Below are 17,326 nucleotides of genomic sequence, written 5' to 3'. Positions count from 1 at the left end.
GCCTCTTCTCCCACGAGCCGCCCCGCTCGGACCCGTCGCTCTCGCGCGGGGCCGCCATCGTCGCGATCCACCGCACGCGGCCGGTGCGGGGCATCGCTCGGCACGGCGATCGGGCAGGATCGAAGCGCAGACCACGCGAGGAAGAGGAGCGACGATGAGCCAGGGTGAGCGCGTCCCCAGCAAGTGGGAGGAGATCGTGGCCGCCGATCCCACCCACTCCGACCGCTATATCCAGCGGTTCCGCGATCTGGCCGAGCAGGGCCACGACATCGTCGGGGAGGCGCGGCTGATCGACGCGATGCTCCCGCGCGGCGCGCGGGTCCTGGACGCGGGATGCGGACCGGGCCGGGTGGGCGGTCATCTGCACGAGGTGGGCCATGTCGTGGTCGGCGTCGACGTGGATCCGGCCCTGATCGCGGCCGCCGAGGAAGATCATCCCGGGCCCACCTGGCTGGTCGGCGATCTGGCCACGCTGGATCTGCCCGCTCGCGGCATCCCGGGCGAATTCGACGCGATCGTGTGCGCGGGCAATGTCATCACCTTCGTCGCCCCGCAGACGCGCGGCGCGGTGCTGGCCGGATTCGCCCGTCATCTCGCCCCCGCCGGGCGCGCGGTCGTCGGCTTCGGCGCCGGCCGCGACTACGCCTTCACCGATTTCCGCACCGACGCGAAAGCCAACGGCCTGAAGATCGACCTGCTGCTCTCGACCTGGGATCTGCGCCCCTTCACCGAGAATTCGGACTTCCTGGTGGCGATCATGTCCCGCGCGGACGCGGCCTAGCTCACAGCGGCTGCCACCCCGCGGTGGCGCCGTCCCGGAAGGCGGCGAAGGAGGCGCCGAGATCGCCGGTGGCGCTGCACATCACCTGGGTGCGGTTCTCGATGTCGAGGGCGTGACGCAAGCTCGGCGCGTCCACCGTCTGCCACATCGTCTCCTTCGTCATCCACACCGCCAGCGGCGAGTTCCGGGCGATCTCCTCGGCCTTGGCGACGGCTCGCGCGATCAATTCGCCGGACTCGACCGTCTCCAGCACCAGACCGATCCGCTCGGCTTCCTCCGCACCGAAAACCCTTCCGGTGAGCAGCAATTCGGCCGAGCGCGAGGCTCCGACCAGCCGGGGCAGGTGGTAGCTGGTGCCCATGTCGCAGGCGGAGATGCCGTGGCGGATGAACACCGCCCCGAAGGTGGCGGCGGGCGTGGCGTAGCGGATGTCGCAGGCCAGCGCGAGGGCGAAGCCGCCGCCGACCGCGGGACCGTTGACGGCGGCGATCACCGGCTGGCGCAGGCGGTGGATCTTCTCGAACGCCGAGGCCATCAACTCCTGCGACGCCAGGATCCGGCCGACCGGTGATCGCACCGCGCCGAGCAGCGCCGCGGTGGGCGTGGCGCCGGTGGCGGTGAAGTCACCGGGGTCCGCCTTCACATCCGCCCCCGAACTGAACGCCGCACCCGCCCCGGTGATGACCAGGGCGCGCACTTCCGGGTCGCCGTCCACGGCGTCGAGGGCGGCATGCAGTTCGGCGATGGTCTGGCTGTCCAGGGCATTTCGGCGGTGCGGGCGGTCGATGGTCAGCACCACGACGCCGGAGGGCAGGCGGTCGACGGACAGTGCGGGCACGGTGGTCTCCTTGTCGGAAGGGTCAGCGGGCGACGGTTCCACCGTCGACGAGGACGGTCTGGCCGGTGATGAAACTGCCCGCGTCCGAGCACAACAGCAGCGCGGCGCCGACCATCTCGTCGGGTTCGGCGATCCGGCGCAGCAGCGGAGCCTGGGCCATCGCCTCGATGAACTCCGGCGGGTTCTTGCGCACCATGTCGGTGTTCACCGCGCCGGGCGCCATGGCATTGACGCGGATGCCGTCGGCGGCGAACTCGGCCGCCATCGAGCGGGTGAACGACAGCAGCGCGGCCTTGCCCGCCGCATACATCGACAGCGCACCGGCGAACTGCAGGGCGGCGACCGATCCGAGATTGAGCACCGCCGCGTGCTCGCTGGCGCGCAGGTGCGGCAGGGCGGCCTGGACCAGGAACAGCGGACCGTTGACATTGACAGCGAAGGACTTCTCGACCGCCTCGGGCTGCATCGTCGCCAGCGGCTGCGCCAGCGCGTTCGCGGCGTTGTTCACAATGATGTCGATGCCGCCGAAGCGGTCGACGGTGGCGTCGACCAGTGCGCGCAAGGCCGCGATCTCGCCGAGATGGGTCGGCACGCCGAGCGCTTCGGCGCCCAGTTCACGCAGCCGGGCCGCGGCCTTCTCGCACGCTTCCGGCTTGCGGCTGGCGACCACGACGTTCGCGCCCGCGCACGCCAGCCCCTCGGCGATGGCAAGGCCGATGCCCCTGGTGCCGCCGGTGACGATCGCGGTCCGGCCGCTGAGGTCGAACAGCTTCTGGAAGGAGTCCTTGTCCACGGGACCAACCTCTCGATCTCGCGGGCGGCGCCGCCCGACTGGAACCAGTTCTACCGTGTGCGGGCACGCGAGGCCATGGGGCGTCGCAGCAGACTCCAATCAGACCATTGCGTGCGCACGTGCGCACGTGTAGGAAGGTGGCGTGGATCGAAGCAACGGGGCCGGCGACATACGGGCCGTTCTGCACCAACCGGTGTTCCGGCGGCTGTTCACGGCCCAGGTCGTCGCACTGGTCGGAACCGGGCTGCTGACGGTCGCGCTGGGGTTGCTCGCCTACGACCTGGCCGGCAGCGCGGCGGCAGCCGTACTCGGCACCGCCCTGGCCATCAAGATGGTCGCCTATGTCGGTATCGCGCCGGTGGTCGCGGCGCTCACCGAACGGTTGCCTCGGCGCACGGTTCTGGTCACCGCCGATGCGGTGCGGGCGACTGTCGCGTTGCTGCTGCCCGCGGTGTCGGAGGTCTGGCAGATCTATGTGCTGATCTTCGTCCTCCAGGCGGCCTCGGCGACGTTCACGCCCGCGTTCCAATCCATGATTCCTTCGGTGCTGCCCGACGAGCGGGACTACACGCGAGCGCTGTCGCTGTCCCGGCTGGCCTACGACCTGGAGGCGCTGTTCTCCCCGCTACTGGCCGCGCTCCTGCTGACGGTGATGGGCTACCACTGGCTGTTCCTGGGCACCGTCGCCGGATTCGGCTTCTCCGCACTTCTGGTGGTGACGACCGCGCTGCCGGTCCGGGCGCCTCTCGATCGGCCCGACCCCCTGATCGACCGCATCCTGGCCGGCTCTCGCCTCATGCTGTCACGGACGGCTCTGCGCCGGTTGCTGGCGATGAACATGGTCGTGGCGGCGGGGACCGCACTGGTGGTGGTCGGCACCGTCGTCGTCGTGCGCGATGTCCTCGGCGGGTCCGACAGCGCCGTGGCGATCGCGCTGGCCTGCTACGGCGCCGGTTCGATGGGTGTCGCGCTGGTCGTGCCGCGACTGCTGACCGTGACGGCGGACCGGACGCTGATGCTCGCCGGCTGCGTGCTGATCTCGGCGGCCCTGCTCGTGACGGCCGCATGGCTCGCGGCGGACCCGGGGCCGGCGGTGGGCTGGGCGGCGTTGGGCCTGTGCTGGGCGGCACTCGGCATGGGAACCTCGGCGGTCAACACTCCTGCCGCGCGCCTGTTGCGTTCCGAATGCACCGAGCGGGAACTGCCCAGCGTCTTCACCGCGCAATTCTCGTTGTCACACGCCTGTTTCCTGCTCACCTACCCGCTCGCCGGCTGGCTCGGCACACACGCCGGGCCGGGTATCGCGGCGAGCGCGTCGGCCCTGGTCGCTACACTCGCAACAACTGCCGCCGTGCGCACAGTGCCGGCGGACCGGCCCTCGAAAGCGGCGCCGGTGATGCGATGAGAGTGGTGAGGGCGATGGCCGAGCATGTGGCGAGCCGACCATCCGAACCCGAGGCCAGTCTGCAACACCCGGTTTCGCCCGACCCCAGCCGGCTCGACGCGGCCACCGGCATCTTCCAGATGCTCGCCGATCCCACCCGGCTGCACCTGCTCTGGCTGCTCACCCACGGCGAAGCCGATGTCACCGCCTTGGTCGATGCCTGCGGCGCCTCCCGCACCGCGGTCAGCCAGCATCTGGCGAAGCTGCGGTTCACCGGACTGGTCGACACCCGCCGCGAAGGCCGGCGCGTGATCTACCGGCTGCGCGGCGGGCATGTCACCCGGCTGGTCGAAGAGGGCCTCAACCACGCGGACCACATCGTCACCGGGGAGCCCCCGCACCACTGAATCCCTCGCGCGTCCCCGGCGTGTCACGGTGACGGATCGAGGCCCAAAGCCCCGCGGCCCGGGACCGAAAGTCCGTTCCCCGCAGCCCTTTCGCACCACAGAATCGTCGCAGACCCGATCGCGGTGGCGGTGCGGGCAGGTTCCACGGTCCCGCAGCATCGAAAGGGCATCGCGATGTCTGTTCCTCACGCGCTCGATCCGAACCGGAGCCGATCCGCCGTCGTCGTGGGGGTGGACGGTTCGGTGGGCAGCGAGCGCGCGGTGCGCTGGGCGGCCACGGAGGCCGTGCGACGCGACCGGCGGCTGGCGCTGGTGCACGCGCTCGAGATCGACACCGCCCACGATCTGCTCACCGATCCCGGCGCCGTCGCCATCCGCACGGTACGCGAGCGCGGGGTCGAGCGGTTGCTGAGCGCCGCCGCGATCGCCCGTCGCGTCGAGCCCGAGGTGCTCATCGAGACCGCCCTGCTGGACGGCGGCGCGGCCCGTGCGCTGATCGGCCGGTCCCCCACCGCTCACCTGTTCGTCCTCGGCGCGACGGGCACCGGCGGCGCGGCCACCCATCTCGGCTCGACCCTGCTCGCGGTCGCCGGTCATGCCACGGGGGCGGTCGTCGTGGTCCGCGACGCGGAGTTCAGCCGCCGTGACGACGGCTCGGGACCGGTGGTCGTCGGCATCGACGCCGATCACCGGGGCGGGCTCGCCGGCCACCGCGCCGTGGAGGCGGCATTCGCCGAGGCGAGCGAACGCGGCTGTCCCCTGGTCGCCGTACACGCCTGGAGCGATCTGCCGTTCGGCGAGCTGGACGAGGCGATCGAGGAGACGACCCCGCCCGAGACGGAAGCCGCCGCGCTGACCCTGCTGGGGGAAGGGCTGGCGGGGTGGCGGGAGAAGTACCCCGAAGTCGCCGTCGAGCAGTACGTCTATCGCTGCGGGGCGCGTCATCACCTCTTGATGTGGTCGAAGACGGCGCAACTGCTCGTGGTCGGCGCGCGCGGCCGCGGCGGTTTCCCCGGCCTGCCGCTCGGCTCCACCACCAATGCGATGATCCAGCGCGCACATTGCCCTGTTCTCGTCGCGCACGACCGCTGAGAGCGCCGTCGCAAGAGCCGACGGCCACCTATCGCCGGGCCCCACCGCCACCCCGTCCCATCGAATAGCCGATCGCCCCTGTTCAGACGCGCATCAGGGGACCACACTGGGGCTATGACCGATCATCGCGCCGAGCTCCCGGTCCCCGACCAGCCGACCGTGTTCGCTGTCATGGCCCGCGCCTCGCGCGCGCCGTCGATCCACAACACCCAGCCGTGGCGGTGGGAATTCGGCGGCGGCGAACTACGCCTGTTCCGTGACGACGAGCGACACCTCACGGCCACCGACCCGCACGGCAGGCAGCTGGTCATCAGCTGTGGCGCGATGCTGCACCACGCGCGCACCGCCTTCGCCGCCGCGGGCTGGCGCACCGACGTCGACCGCTTCCCGCCCTCGGCCGACCCCGAACACCTCGCCACCCTCACCTTCCGCCCCTGGCCCGACCCGCCGCCCGGCGTACGCGCCCGCGCCCAGGCGATCGAGCAGCGCTGGACCGACCGGCTGCCGCTGAACACCCCCGCCGACCTGGTGAGCATCGTCCGCACGGCGCGCAAACTCGCCGACCCGCACGACGTCACCCTCGCCGTCCTCGACGAGTCCGCCCCCGACCGCCTGGCGTCCACCGCCGAACACTCGACCGCCCTGCGCCACTACGACATGCCCTATCAGGCCGAACTGCGCTGGTGGACCGGTCACGAGCAAGCGCCCTACGGCATTCCCGCGCACGCGCTGGCCTCCGAGGAGGAGGCATCCCGGGTCCCGTCGGGACGCGCCTTCCCGGCCTCCGGCGAATCCACCCGCCGTGCGGACCTCGAAGACAGCGCCGCCCTGGTCGTGCTCAGCACCGCGGGCGACACCCCGTACTCCTGGCTGCACGCCGGTGAAGCGCTCTCGGCGATCCTGCTCGAATGCACCGCCGCCGGTCTGTCCACCTGTCCCATCACCCACATCACCGAATCCCCCGCCACACGTCAGATCGTCGCGAATCTCGCCGGGCGCGAAGGTATTCCGCAAGTGCTGGTCCGCATCGGCTCCGCCCCCGATGCCGCACCCCACGAACCGACCCCGCGCCGAACGCCCGCCGAATTCCTCACCTTCACCCATCCCTGACCACCGCCCACCCGGATCGCGATTTGGTGTTCCCCCGGGTTCGATGTCTATGATCTTGGTGCACCCGCCCCGGTGGGGCGGCACAACTGAACACAGCACGAGTCCGGGTGGCGGAATGGCAGACGCGCTAGCTTGAGGTGCTAGTGCCCGTATAGGGCGTGGGGGTTCAAGTCCCCCTTCGGACACCAGTGCCAACCCCACAAGGGGTGACGCCAACGATCGCGCACCGCTTGCCAGGGTGGTAGCGCACTTCCAACTCCAGAGCTCGAGACGAATCTGTCTCGGCTTGGGCGGTGGTCATCGCCGCGACCAAAGCCTTCGGATCGACCCCGGCCTCGATCGCGGCCACATGGCGAGCGAGTTTCTCCTCCGTCATCGGAGCTGCGCTTCGGTGAAATCCGCCACCAGAGCAGGATCCCACCCCGAGTTGCCGCGTTGCGTCGTAGCTCCCACGAGATCGTCGGCGGCGAACGGCCCATAAGGCCCGCGATCCGGCGAACGCCGAAACCGCGAGCATGCAAGACCGCGATCTCCTCCCGCTCGACGAAAGACAGATACCCGCGAGAAGTGAATTGCACAGGGCGACAGTGATGCTCCACCAGATTCGCGGAACCAGCAGCTTCCCACCGCAGGGGATACACCCGCCTCGACACCAGCGTCCTCACTACTTGCACGGTGGCCACGCTGGCGGCGACAAGTTCCGGCGGTCTGGTCAGCGGCGAGCCCGGCTGCCGAGTCGTCGACGGGCAACAGGATTCGGCGGATCATCGAGCTTCCTCCGTGTTGTGCACGGCCCGCCTGCAGGCCAGCCCCTCGGCCCTGTCCTGTTCTTCGAGCGCGAGATCCAGTGTCGCGAGGGCACGCGACAGTTCGGGGATCCAGCACCGGTCGAGCGACCGAACACACTGCCGGGTCGTGGCGATCTCGCGTTGCACCACTCGCAGTGCCTCGGTCGCGATCGCGTGCGATACTCCGGCCAGCAGTGCCTCCCGCAGTGCTGCTTCGGCCCGGACCACCGCACCACCCGCTACGACAACGACCCCCGCAGGGTCACGCGGTGGTGTGACAGCACCCTCGACGGGGTAGCTGGCGCCCATCGAGGTCGTCCATCTGATGGTCACGTCCGCCGGCTCAGCGGTGGTCGCGAGCCGGATCGCGCGGTCACCGCATGCCAGCCGCGCGCGCACCAGCCAGCAGTCGGCCTCGGATGCGGACGTGCTCCACCACTCGGCGGTGCGCTGGGCCCGCAGTCGCAGCCTGCGCTCTTCCTTTTGGAGAGTTCGTAGCTTCTGCTCCAGCAAGGTCGTGGCACCGGTGGCGGTCGCGAGTCTGCGCTGCAGCCACAGCCGCCCGGCTCTGCCCGGCGGGACGCGTATTGTCATCTGGCCTCATCTCCGTGCGCCGCGAGTAATGCGGCGGGCAGCATGGACAGTTCGCGGCGCGGCAGCCGCAGCAACACACGCCATGCACGGTCGAGCGTGTCGTCGATCTTGCGAGTTTCGTCGCGCCGCTGCGTAGCCAGCTCGGCGCGGAAGCCGCCCTCCAGCTCGAGATACTGCTGGTCGGTTCGGCTCAGGGCGTCCACGCCGACAAGATCCGCCAGCTCGTGGACCTGCCGGGCCCGCGCGAGCGCGGCCAGCAGTTGGGCCGCCACGTCGAGGTGATCCGGCCGTGTCCGTCCAGGGCCGGCCCCGTGCCGCATGAGCCGCGACAGCGACGACAGAGGATCGACCGGTGGATACCCGCCCGCGGCCTGAGCCGCTGCGGAGAGCACGATCTGCCCCTCGGTGATGTAGCCGGTCAGGTCGGGTACCGGATGGGTCAGGTCGCCCGCGGGCATGGTCAGCACCGGCACGATCGTCACCGAGCCGGGTCTACCCCGGATCCGGCCGCACCGCTCGTACAGCGAGGCCAGATCGCTGTAGAGGTAGCCGGGGTACCCGCGGCGCGCCGGGATCTCGTTGCGGGCGGCCGAAACCTCACGGAGTGCCTCCGCGTAGCTCGTCATGTCGGTCAGCACAACGAGCACGTGCCTGCCCTCGGTGAAGGCGAGGTGCTCGGCGACAGTGAGCGCGACTCTCGGGGTGATGATCCGTTCGATGGCTGGGTCGTCGGCGGTGTTGAGCAGCAGGACCAGCTCGCCGGAGGCGGAGCGTTCATCGAGCGTGTCGCGCACCAGGGCCGCGTCGGCGTGGGTCAGCCCCATACCGGCGAAAACTACGGAGAACGGTTCGCCGACGGCGCTGGATTGAGCGGCAATCTGGGTGGCGAGGTCGAGGTGCGGTAGACCTGGCTCGGAGAAGACCGGCAGTTTCTGGCCGCGCACGAGTGTGGTGAGCGCGTCGATCACCGACACGCCGGTGTGTACAGGCTCGGCCGGCGGGTCGCGCCAGGTCGGGTTGATCGGATACCCGGAGACCGGCGCGCGAACGGCCGCGAGCAGGGGCGGGCCACCGTCTATAGGCTCGCCGCGCCCGTTGCACACCCGACCCAACCAGCCGGTTCCGACCGGAATCTGTAGGGGCTCGCCACTGAATTCCACGCCGGTGCGGCCCGCCGCCATCCCGCTGGTCCCTTCGAGCACCTCCACCACGGCGAGATCGCGATCGACCTCGAGCACCTGGCCGTACCGCCACGTGTCGTCCTCGAGCCGAATTCGGGCGAACTCGTCCCACCCCACGCCGGAGAGCCGATCCAGCACGAGCAGCGGGCCGCGCAGCTTGCGGACCGACGTGAATTCCCTGCGGACACCACCGCTCATGGTGTCACCTCGTGCAGCGCGGCGAGCACGGTGTCCCGTGGGCCCCGGACCCCCTCGGCGTCGCGCGGCCCGGTCTCCTCCCGGGCCCGTAGCAGCGGCGAGAAGTCGACGTCCTCGACCACGGCAGCGGCCGCACCTGAGATCACAGCGGCTTGGGCGGCATCTATGACCGCCAGCACGGCATCGGTCAGCGCAGCCATTTTGTCCTCGGCGCAGAATGCGTCCTGTGTGGACAGCGCGCTCTGCTGCAGCACAGCCTCCCGCAGCAGGCGCGCGCCCAGCAACGTCACCCGTTCGTGCCCGGGCAGCGCCGCCGCACCGACCAACTCGGCCAGCGCCGACAGCCGGTCCGCGTCGGCCAGCAGCCCGGTCACCCTTCCCCGGCGTTGGGACCATTCGGGATCGCCCGAGCGCGCGTACCAGACGCCGATGGCCTCGGCGTCCCGGGAGAACGAGCCAGCCCAAGAAACGGCCGGATAGTGGCGGGCGTAGGCCAGCTCCCGATCGAGGGTCCAGCGGCAGCGCACGAATCGCTCGGTGTGGGCCGTCACGGGCTCGGTCAGGTCGCCGCCAGGAGGCGACACGGCACCGATCACGGTTACCGAACCCGCCCTCCCACCGAGGGTCTGCACCGCGCCTGCCCGCTCGTAGAACGCCGCCAGCGCCGAAGCCAGCTCGGCCGGGTACCCCTCTTCCGCGGGCAGCGCACCGGTGCGGGAGCCGAACTCGCGCAGCGCCTCGGCCCATCGTGATGTCGAGTCGGCGATCAGCACCACGTGGTTGCCCATGTCGCGGAAGTACTCGGCCACCGTCATTCCGGTGTGGACACTCGCCTCGCGCGCCATCATCGGCATGTTCGAAGTGTTGGCGATGATGACCGTGCGGTCGGCGAGTGTGCTGCCCGAGTGCGGGTCGGTCAGCGCGAACAGCTCCGCGACGATCTCGGCCATCTCATTGCCACGCTCGCCGCAGCCCACATAGACGATCACGTCGGCATCGCACCACTTGGCCACCTGTTGCAGCAGCAGGGTCTTGCCGGTGCCGAAGCCGCCGGGCACGGCCGCCGTACCGCCGCGCGCGACGGGAAAGAGCAGGTCGAGCACACGCTGCCCCGTGTGCAGGGGCTCCACCTCGTCTCGCCGCATGCGGTAGGGCCGGGGCCTGCGCACCGGCCAGTGCTCGACCGGCCGCACCGGTACACCTGCCACGCGGGCCACCACCGCATCCTCCGCGTAGGCGCCGGGCCGCGCGACGAACTCGACCCGACCGGTCACGCCGGGCGGAACCAGCAGTCGATGCTCGATGGCACCCACGCCAGGCACGATGCCTATCAGCCCACCCTCGTTCACGTCGTCGCCCACGGCGGCAGATGGCCGAAACGCCCAGGACGAGCTCTGACCGGCAACCGCTGCCCCAGGGGCCAAGAAGGCGGGCGCCCCGGACAGGGGCCGCAGGAGCCCGTCGAACACATGCCCCAGCAGCCCGGGCCCCAGCCTGGCGGACAGGGGCCTACCGCCGGTGGCCGCGGGATCGCCCGGGGCCAGACCGCCCGTGTACTCGTAAGCTTGGACCGTCACCACGCGGTCCGCGATCGCGACGACCTCGCCGGGAATCCGCGACGGCCCGAGCTCGACCGTGTCGTACATCGCAAGGTCGGTCTCGGTATCCAGCTCGACCAAGGGGCCGGACACGCGGCGCACCCGGGCGTCCGGTCCGCTCACGACGCCCACAGCCCCTCCAGCTCCGGTCCGAGAGCTGCGACGGCACGTGCGGCAAACCCATCCAGCGACAAGTCGGCTCGCGCCGCCTCGCCCTCGGCGAGCACTCCCCCCGCAGGCGCGTCCTCCACCACGGCGTCCGACCCGAGCATCCGGTACGCTTCGGCGGCCAGTTTCTTCCGCAGAAGCGGGTACTCCGGTTCGTCACACAGCTCGCGCAGCGTCGCGGTGACCCGTTCCCGTAGCCGGGCATAGACCTGTGCGCGGGCGCTCAGCTCCGCCGCGCGCACGAGCCGCCGAGCTCGGGCACGTTCAGCGGCTGCGATCTGCGCTCCCTCCGCCTCCCCACGCGCCCGTGCTTCCTCCCGGATCGCGGCGGCAGCGTGCTCGGCGCCCCCGAGCACGCGCACGGCGTCGGCTTGCGCTCCGGCGAGTGTCCGATCGGCGTCGGCGCGGGCACGTCGCAGTATCGTCTCGCGCAGGGGACGCAGGGCCACGTCCATCTCGTTGCACGCGGTCACGGCAGGACCACGATCAATGGCCCGCCACGCCCGGTCTCCGCGGACAGGAGCGCGGCGGCGACGGGGGTCAATACGACAACGGCGATATCGTCTGCCAGGGCGTGCCACGCTTCGCGCACCTGCGCCGCATCGTCCGCGCCATGCACCACGGCGCCCGCCAGCTCCCAGCCCGAGACGAGTGCCCGCTCGCCGATCACCGCCACCCGCGCCACCTTCACGCCTTCCCGATCAGGATGATCGCGACAATCAGCCCGTAGATGGCAATACCTTCGGCGAGGCCGACGATGACCATCGCCCGGCCGAAGATCTCGGGTCGTTCGCTCAATGCCGCAAGGGCAGCACCGCCGGTGTAGGCCACCGCAATCGACGCTCCGATCGATGAACCGGCCACCGAGATCGCGGCACCCAGCAGCGCGGCCCAGTTGCCGGAACTGGTCTGCACCGCCGCCTGAGCGGCCACCGGCGCAGCCTCGGCGGGACTGCCACTGCCTGCCAGCGCGAACACCAGCACGACGAGGGCTCCCGCCAGCAGCAGCGCATTCAACCCCAGCACCACAACCAGGCCGGACCGTCGCCCTCCGCGCAGCGAGCGGACCGCGAGGAGGAAGACCGCCGCCGCGACCGGGAGCGCAAGCAACCATGCGGTCACGACATCACCTCCTTGTCTGTGTGTTCCGCGGGCAGTCGCCACGGGCGGAACGGTTCCCCCTCGCCGCTGAACACCCGGGAGAACAGCTCGTAGAACTCCAGGCGCAGTGCCTGAATCGCCGCGATCAGCGCCTCCAGCGCGAACGCGAGCGCATTACCCACCACGAACACCACCACGCCGACCACCGCATCCACCCCCCCGGCGTGCCACAGGTTCACGGTGGCGGTCCAGACCAGCCAGCCCAGCGCCGCGTGCGTGAGACCGAACGCCGCGAGCCGGGCGAACGAGAACAGGTTGGACCCGAGGCGGATCACGGTGTCGAAAACCTCGACCCCCGCCTGAGCCACCGCGCCGGCACCACCGCCGGCCTCGGAATAGAAACCGATCGCGGCCAGCACCAGACCGAGTCCGGCGACCACACCGCCGGTCGCGGTCAGCGCCCCGGCGCCGAGAAAGACCCCCGCTGCCACGCCACCGAGGCCGAAGAACACCGCCAGCCCCGCGACGCCCGATGCGGCGTACACCGCCCGCTGCAGCCCACCTTCCCGCCAGCGATTGACGATCGCCACCGCGTAAGCGACCGCGAGAAGCACAGCCCCGACTGCGACCGCGGCGGTCAGCAACCGCACGGGGTCGGCCAGCGGAGCGAGCCACAACACCGGCAATACCCCGGTCGGGCCGAAGAACTCACCGTAGAGTGCCCCGAAAACTACGGCCGCGACACTCGCCGCGCCGACGAACGGCCACGCCGCACGCAGCTGCGCGAACCTACCGGGCCGCCCGGCGCGCAACAGCAACGCAGCGCCGGCAAGCAACAGCCCATGCCCGGCATCGCCGAACATCATGCCGAACATCAGCACGTAGGCGAAGCCGGCCGGAATCGTCGGATCGAAGTCTGCATACGGCACAGTGCCGTAAGTGCGCACGAGCGCGGAGAACGACGTGCGCACCTGCCCACCGGCGGGCAGCAATGTCGGAGGGTCCACGCCACGCGGCGACGGCAGTGGACACGCAGTCCCCCCGATCTCGCCCAGCCGCGACGCGACATCCGCCAGCTCGGCCTGCGGCACCCAGCCGGTGAGCGCGGCGACTTCACCGTGCGGCACGGCGGCCTGCACGTACTTCGCGACCTGCTCGTCGTCGGCCACCGGCTTTTCGTCGGAGATGCGGTCGAGCTGCACGGTACCCGCCTCGGCGAGTGCAAGGAGGGCCGAGCGCAGCTCGTCGCGAGGGGCGACGAGCGCAACCCGCCGCATCCGCACCGGCTCGGTAGCGTGGCCGATGCCGTGCCGGTCAGCCGATTTCATCGAAGAGCTCCAGCACTCGGCCGCCCCGCGCCGCGCCTTCCAGCGCTGCTCGCACCCGGCGGGCATCCACGGCGAGAAACGCCACCGTGCCGAGCAGAGTGGCGCGCCCCGGCCGCGGCTGCCGCACCAATAGCGCGGAATCCCGCGACACTTTCGACCACCAAGCCGCCTCACCCCGCCACAGATCCTCGGGCCCGGCAAGATCGGCCAGCGGCCAGCGCGCGGCGGGGCGCAGCCCTGTGGCAAAGGCCTCCCACGTCTTTGCCGTAGCGCCATCGCCGAGTACGGCTTCCGCCCGCCGGGCCACCGCGCTGGGCAAATCGATGCTGAGGGCGAGCCGCTGCCGCGCGACGAGGAGCGCCGCACCACCCTCGGCCCAGGCGGCGGCCTCGGGAACCGCGGCCCGCACCCTCGCCGCCCAGGCCAGCCCCATCGACACCGCCACCGCCACTGGGGTGCCGTCCCCGGCGTCCTCCCACGCCGAGGCCGTCAGCGCGGCCCGCAACGCCGATGGCGACCCGGCCGCTGCCAGCCGAGACCAAGCGGTCGCGAGCCGCCCCAGCTCGAACAGGCGCCCCGACTCCTGCCCCGCCAACGCGCGGGCGTGTTCGGTGGCGTTGGCGATCTCGAACCAGCCCGCCAGCTGGCGCACGAGTTCGGCGCCTTCTCGCGGCTGCCAGCCCGCGAGCACCCGCAGGTGCCACAACGTGGTCGCGGCGACTCCGTGCTCGACATCCGCGAGGGACTGACCGCTGTGGACGAACCGGCCGTAGGGACCCTCCGCCAGAATCGCGACGGCGGCGGCCACCGAGGGGCTCGCGGCGAGGTCGCGGGCGCCGGCGTCACCCAGTCTGCGGCTCAGCAGTGCGCGTCCGCGCACCTGACCGATGAGCCATCCGGCACCCACTATCCTCTCCCCGCGTCATTGCCGAGTTGGTCGAGCGCCGCCCGAGCCCGCCCGACCGCGCGGGCGACGTATTCCGGCAGCCTCTCCTCTGCCCGGCACCGCACGTGCTCGGCCATCTCCGCTGCGGTCCGTTCGGCACTGTCCCGTTCCGTGTCCGCAGCGGCTCTGGCTTTCGCCGCCGCCCCCGCCCGTAGCCCCTCGGCACGTTGGCGGGCGCCGGCGACGAGGGCGTCGGCACGCCTGCGCGCGTCGGCACGAATGCGCTCGCCCTCGTCCACGGCACGCTGCCGGATCACACTCGCCTCCTGTTCGGCGTCCGCGAGGAGCGCGAACAGAGGCTCCAGCTCCCGGGTCTGCTCAGCGGTGCGGTCGACGGGCACACCCCTCACTCCCGGCGCACCCGGCGTGCCTATGGGACGGAACCGCGCCAGGAAGTCCCGAAGTCCTGTCATCACACCTCCGCCCGGCGAAACCAGTAGCGATCAGGTGAAACCTGTAGCGATTATCAGCCGGGCCACCGCCGCACCTCCAGAGACGAACTCCCCCGGCGCTGAGGACTTTCGCCCCGGGCGGGATACCGCACGGCGGGCAACGTGATCACGGCGGAACCCGCCGCTGGGCGTGTCCTCGGGGCGATGGTGTCGCCAATCGCGCCGACAAAACGTTCGGCCAACGGACGGGCCGAGCCCACTGCGCTGGTTGCCGGGGTGCTGGAACGGGGTGAACGACGCCTCGGTGGCGCGGCCCCGACGCGTTCGGTCGGTTCCGATTCGCCGGTGAGCGCGGACATGTCCACCTCGATCGCGCCGGCGAACAGACGAACGAAAAGGACCATCCGCCGCCCCTGAGGAGGACCTTCTGGCACAACAGGGTGCCGACGCGATTGGCGGACGCCGCTGACACCGCGTCGAGGCGTGTCGGTGGACGATCAACGAGGCATCGAAGGATCGACGAAGCTGGCTCTCGACGCAATCGGTGGCCCGTTGATCCCTTCGTACTCGGCACTCACGCCCTCAACGCGACATTCGCGGTGTGTTGCCGACTCCCCACCCGCCATCGAGGGCATCCTTTCACCGAACAGAGCTTCTGCCGTAAGTGAACTGTCACATTCCCATCGATGAGGCGCTGGGAACCGGAAAGGAGCTCTGTCCACGCCTGGACGACCGCTCGACTCGCTGTGTCCGCGCCCCTACAAGGGCACCACTTGGAGGTTGTAGGAATGTCTGTCGTGGTCTTCACGGTGCTGACCGTGGCTGTCTTCGCGCTGCTGGGCCTGATCCAGCGAGGGGTGGAAGAACTGTGATCGCGAACATCATCGGCCTCGCGCTGGCCATCGGCGTCGCGGTCTTCATGGTCGCGGCCCTCTTGTTTCCCGAGAGGTTCTAGTTGAACACGACAACAGCGGGAATCGTCTTCACGGCCTCCCTGATCATCGCTCTCGCGTTCGTCCACGTACCGCTCGGCGACTACATGTTCCGGGTCTACAGCAGCAACAAACACTCCCGCGCGGAACGGGCCATCTACAAGACCATCGGCGTATCACCGCACGTCGAGCACAATTGGAGCGTCTACACGCGCAGCGTGCTCGCGTTCTCGGCGGTCAGCGTCTTGTTCCTGTTCTTCTTCCAACTGATTCAGGGAAAACTGCCACTGCACCTCGACGATCCGGGCACCGAGATGACCCCGGCACTCGCGTGGAACACCGCAATCAGCTTCGTGACGAACACGAACTGGCAGAGCTACTCCGGTGAATCGACCCAGGGGCACCTGGTTCAGATGTCCGGTCTCGCGGTGCAGAACTTCGTCTCCGCCGCAGTCGGAATGGCCGTGGCGATCGCCCTTGTCCGCGGATTCGCCAGGCAGCGCACCAGCGATCTCGGCAACTTCTGGGTGGACCTGGTGCGGGGCACCATCCGCATCCTGCTGCCGATCGCCTTCGTCTTCGCGATCGTGCTCATCGCCGGCGGCGTCATCCAGAACTTCCACCTGCACGACCAGGTGGCCTCGACGCTCAACGGCACGCAGCAGACCCTCACCGGCGGCCCGGTGGCCAGCCAGGAAGTCATCAAGGAACTCGGCACCAACGGCGGCGGCTTCTACAACGCCAACTCCGCCCACCCGTTCGAGAATCCAACCGCCTGGACGAACTGGATCGAGATCTTCCTGCTGCTGGTGATCAGCTTCTCGCTGCCGCGCACCTTCGGGCGCATGGTGGGCAGCAAGAAACAGGGCTACGCGATCGCCGCGATCATGGGCACCATCGCCATCGTCAGCGTTTCCCTGAGCAGCATCTTCCAACTGGCGCACCACGGCACCGTGCCGACCGCGATCGGCGCGTCCATGGAAGGCGTGGAAACCCGCTTCGGCGTAGCCAACTCGGCGACCTTCTCCGGCGCGACCACCCTGAGCGGTGCCGGTGCGATGGACTCGTCCCACGACTCCTACACCAGCCTCGGAGGCATGATGACCATGTTCAACATGCAACTGGGTGAAGTGGCACCGGGCGGCAGTGGTTCGGGACTCTACGGAATGCTCATCCTCGCGGTCATCACCGTCTTCGTCGCCGGTCTCATGGTCGGACGCACCCCGGAATACCTCGGCAAGAAGATCACCCCCCGAGAGATCAAACTCGCCGCGACGTACTTCCTGATCAGCCCGCTGATAGTCCTGGTGGGTACCGCGGTGGCGACGGCGATGCCGGGGCAACGAGCAGGCATGCTCAACTCGGGTCCGCACGGACTGTCGGAAGTGCTGTACGCCTTCACCTCGGCGGCCAACAACAACGGTTCGGCCTTCGCCGGTCTGGCCGGCAACACCGAGTGGTACAACACCGCCCTCGGCCTGGCGATGGTGTTCGGCCGTTTCCTGCCGATGATCTTCGTCGTCGCCCTCGCCGGGTCACTGGCCCAACAGGGCACCACCCCCGCCTCGATCGGCACCCTGCCGACGCATCGGCCACAGTTCGTCAGCATGGTCGTCGCGGTGACGGTGATCCTGGTCGCGCTCACCTTCCTGCCTGCCCTCGCACTCGGGCCGCTCGCCGAAGGAATCCACTGAA

19 protein-coding genes, 1 tRNA gene and 1 pseudogene are annotated in these 17,326 nt (G+C 70.1%); 9 read left to right on the top strand and 12 right to left on the bottom strand.

Annotated elements, in window-relative coordinates; genetic code table 11:
• Positions 1 to 154: 154 nt before the first annotated feature.
• Complete coding sequence (locus tag ON26_RS13410; RefSeq protein ID WP_040796393.1) at positions 155 to 781, top strand: class I SAM-dependent methyltransferase; 627 nt, start codon at positions 155 to 157, stop codon at positions 779 to 781.
• 1 nt (position 782) lies between these two features.
• On the opposite strand, the gene ON26_RS13405 is transcribed toward ON26_RS13410, so the two are convergent.
• Positions 783 to 1,610: an enoyl-CoA hydratase/isomerase family protein gene (locus ON26_RS13405; protein WP_040796521.1), complete on the bottom strand. Its 828-nt coding sequence runs from the start codon at positions 1,608 to 1,610 to the stop codon at positions 783 to 785.
• Between the two features lie 31 nt (positions 1,611 to 1,641).
• Positions 1,642 to 2,412: an SDR family NAD(P)-dependent oxidoreductase gene (locus ON26_RS13400; RefSeq protein ID WP_040796392.1), complete on the bottom strand. Its 771-nt coding sequence runs from the start codon at positions 2,410 to 2,412 to the stop codon at positions 1,642 to 1,644.
• Positions 2,413 to 2,554: 142 nt separating this feature from the next.
• On the opposite strand from ON26_RS13400, the gene ON26_RS13395 reads away from it, so the two are divergent.
• From ON26_RS13395 to ON26_RS13375, 5 genes are all read left to right on the top strand, one after another.
• Positions 2,555 to 3,817 (top strand): MFS transporter, encoded by a 1,263-nt coding sequence (locus ON26_RS13395; protein WP_245545843.1) that lies wholly within the window; start codon positions 2,555 to 2,557, stop codon positions 3,815 to 3,817.
• Positions 3,818 to 3,831: 14 nt separating this feature from the next.
• Entirely contained in the window at positions 3,832 to 4,203 is a 372-nt protein-coding gene (locus tag ON26_RS13390; RefSeq protein WP_051027051.1) for an ArsR/SmtB family transcription factor, read from the top strand.
• A gap of 174 nt (positions 4,204 to 4,377) precedes the next feature.
• Entirely contained in the window at positions 4,378 to 5,295 is a 918-nt protein-coding gene (locus ON26_RS13385; protein WP_040796391.1) for a universal stress protein, read from the top strand.
• Positions 5,296 to 5,409: 114 nt separating this feature from the next.
• Positions 5,410 to 6,405 (top strand): Acg family FMN-binding oxidoreductase, encoded by a 996-nt coding sequence (locus tag ON26_RS13380; RefSeq protein ID WP_040796390.1) that lies wholly within the window; start codon positions 5,410 to 5,412, stop codon positions 6,403 to 6,405.
• A gap of 101 nt (positions 6,406 to 6,506) precedes the next feature.
• Positions 6,507 to 6,593, top strand: a tRNA-Leu gene (locus ON26_RS13375).
• 222 nt (positions 6,594 to 6,815) lie between these two features.
• Here the strand turns inward: ON26_RS13375 and ON26_RS35195 are convergent.
• From ON26_RS35195 to ON26_RS13330, 10 genes and pseudogenes are all read right to left on the bottom strand, one after another.
• Positions 6,816 to 7,173: pseudogene (locus ON26_RS35195) on the bottom strand (helix-turn-helix domain-containing protein); the annotation flags it as partial.
• Positions 7,170 to 7,787 (bottom strand): V-type ATP synthase subunit D, encoded by a 618-nt coding sequence (locus ON26_RS13370; RefSeq protein ID WP_040796389.1) that lies wholly within the window; start codon positions 7,785 to 7,787, stop codon positions 7,170 to 7,172. The pseudogene ON26_RS35195 and the gene ON26_RS13370, both read right to left, overlap by 4 nt.
• The gene (locus ON26_RS13365) at positions 7,784 to 9,166 is read right to left on the bottom strand and encodes a V-type ATP synthase subunit B (RefSeq protein ID WP_040796388.1); all 1,383 of its coding nucleotides are present in this window, start codon (positions 9,164 to 9,166) and stop codon (positions 7,784 to 7,786) included. Before ON26_RS13365 ends, ON26_RS13370 begins: the two co-directional genes overlap by 4 nt.
• A complete protein-coding gene (locus ON26_RS13360; protein ID WP_040796518.1) occupies positions 9,163 to 10,887 on the bottom strand; it encodes a V-type ATP synthase subunit A in 1,725 nt (574 codons plus the stop codon). Before ON26_RS13360 ends, ON26_RS13365 begins: the two co-directional genes overlap by 4 nt.
• Entirely contained in the window at positions 10,884 to 11,405 is a 522-nt protein-coding gene (locus tag ON26_RS13355) for a hypothetical protein (protein WP_040796387.1), read from the bottom strand. Before ON26_RS13355 ends, ON26_RS13360 begins: the two co-directional genes overlap by 4 nt.
• Positions 11,402 to 11,608 carry a V-type ATP synthase subunit F gene (locus tag ON26_RS13350; RefSeq protein ID WP_157171882.1) on the bottom strand — a complete coding sequence of 69 codons (207 nt, stop codon included), beginning with the start codon at positions 11,606 to 11,608 and terminating at the stop codon, positions 11,402 to 11,404. Before ON26_RS13350 ends, ON26_RS13355 begins: the two co-directional genes overlap by 4 nt.
• Positions 11,609 to 11,619: 11 nt before the next feature.
• Positions 11,620 to 12,054 carry an ATP synthase subunit C gene (locus ON26_RS34545; RefSeq protein ID WP_040796385.1) on the bottom strand — a complete coding sequence of 145 codons (435 nt, stop codon included), beginning with the start codon at positions 12,052 to 12,054 and terminating at the stop codon, positions 11,620 to 11,622.
• Positions 12,051 to 13,427, bottom strand: coding sequence for a V-type ATPase 116kDa subunit family protein (locus ON26_RS13340; protein WP_245545842.1), 1,377 nt, complete (start codon positions 13,425 to 13,427; stop codon positions 12,051 to 12,053). Before ON26_RS13340 ends, ON26_RS34545 begins: the two co-directional genes overlap by 4 nt.
• Positions 13,348 to 14,268, bottom strand: coding sequence for a hypothetical protein (locus tag ON26_RS13335; RefSeq protein ID WP_040796383.1), 921 nt, complete (start codon positions 14,266 to 14,268; stop codon positions 13,348 to 13,350). Before ON26_RS13335 ends, ON26_RS13340 begins: the two co-directional genes overlap by 80 nt.
• Positions 14,268 to 14,720: a hypothetical protein gene (locus tag ON26_RS13330; protein ID WP_157171881.1), complete on the bottom strand. Its 453-nt coding sequence runs from the start codon at positions 14,718 to 14,720 to the stop codon at positions 14,268 to 14,270. Before ON26_RS13330 ends, ON26_RS13335 begins: the two co-directional genes overlap by 1 nt.
• Before the next feature lie 752 nt (positions 14,721 to 15,472).
• Between ON26_RS13330 and ON26_RS34540 the strand changes: the two genes are divergently transcribed.
• Genes ON26_RS34540 through kdpA form a run of 3 tightly spaced genes read left to right on the top strand, consistent with a single transcriptional unit; the run spans position 15,473 to position 17,325 of the window.
• Complete coding sequence (locus tag ON26_RS34540; RefSeq protein ID WP_245545841.1) at positions 15,473 to 15,571, top strand: potassium-transporting ATPase; 99 nt, start codon at positions 15,473 to 15,475, stop codon at positions 15,569 to 15,571.
• Entirely contained in the window at positions 15,568 to 15,654 is an 87-nt protein-coding gene (locus ON26_RS34535) for a potassium-transporting ATPase subunit F (protein WP_245545849.1), read from the top strand. Before ON26_RS34540 ends, ON26_RS34535 begins: the two co-directional genes overlap by 4 nt.
• Complete coding sequence (gene kdpA / locus ON26_RS13320) at positions 15,655 to 17,325, top strand: potassium-transporting ATPase subunit KdpA (protein ID WP_040796382.1); 1,671 nt, start codon at positions 15,655 to 15,657, stop codon at positions 17,323 to 17,325.
• The last annotated feature ends 1 nt before the right edge of the window (position 17,326 follow it).

Origin of the sequence: Nocardia higoensis NBRC 100133, from assembly GCF_000308595.1 — a bacterium.
Lineage (GTDB): Bacteria > Actinomycetota > Actinomycetes > Mycobacteriales > Mycobacteriaceae > Nocardia > Nocardia higoensis.
The sequence above is the reverse complement of the archived record's forward strand: the minus strand, read 5'-3'. Positions and strand labels throughout refer to the sequence as shown.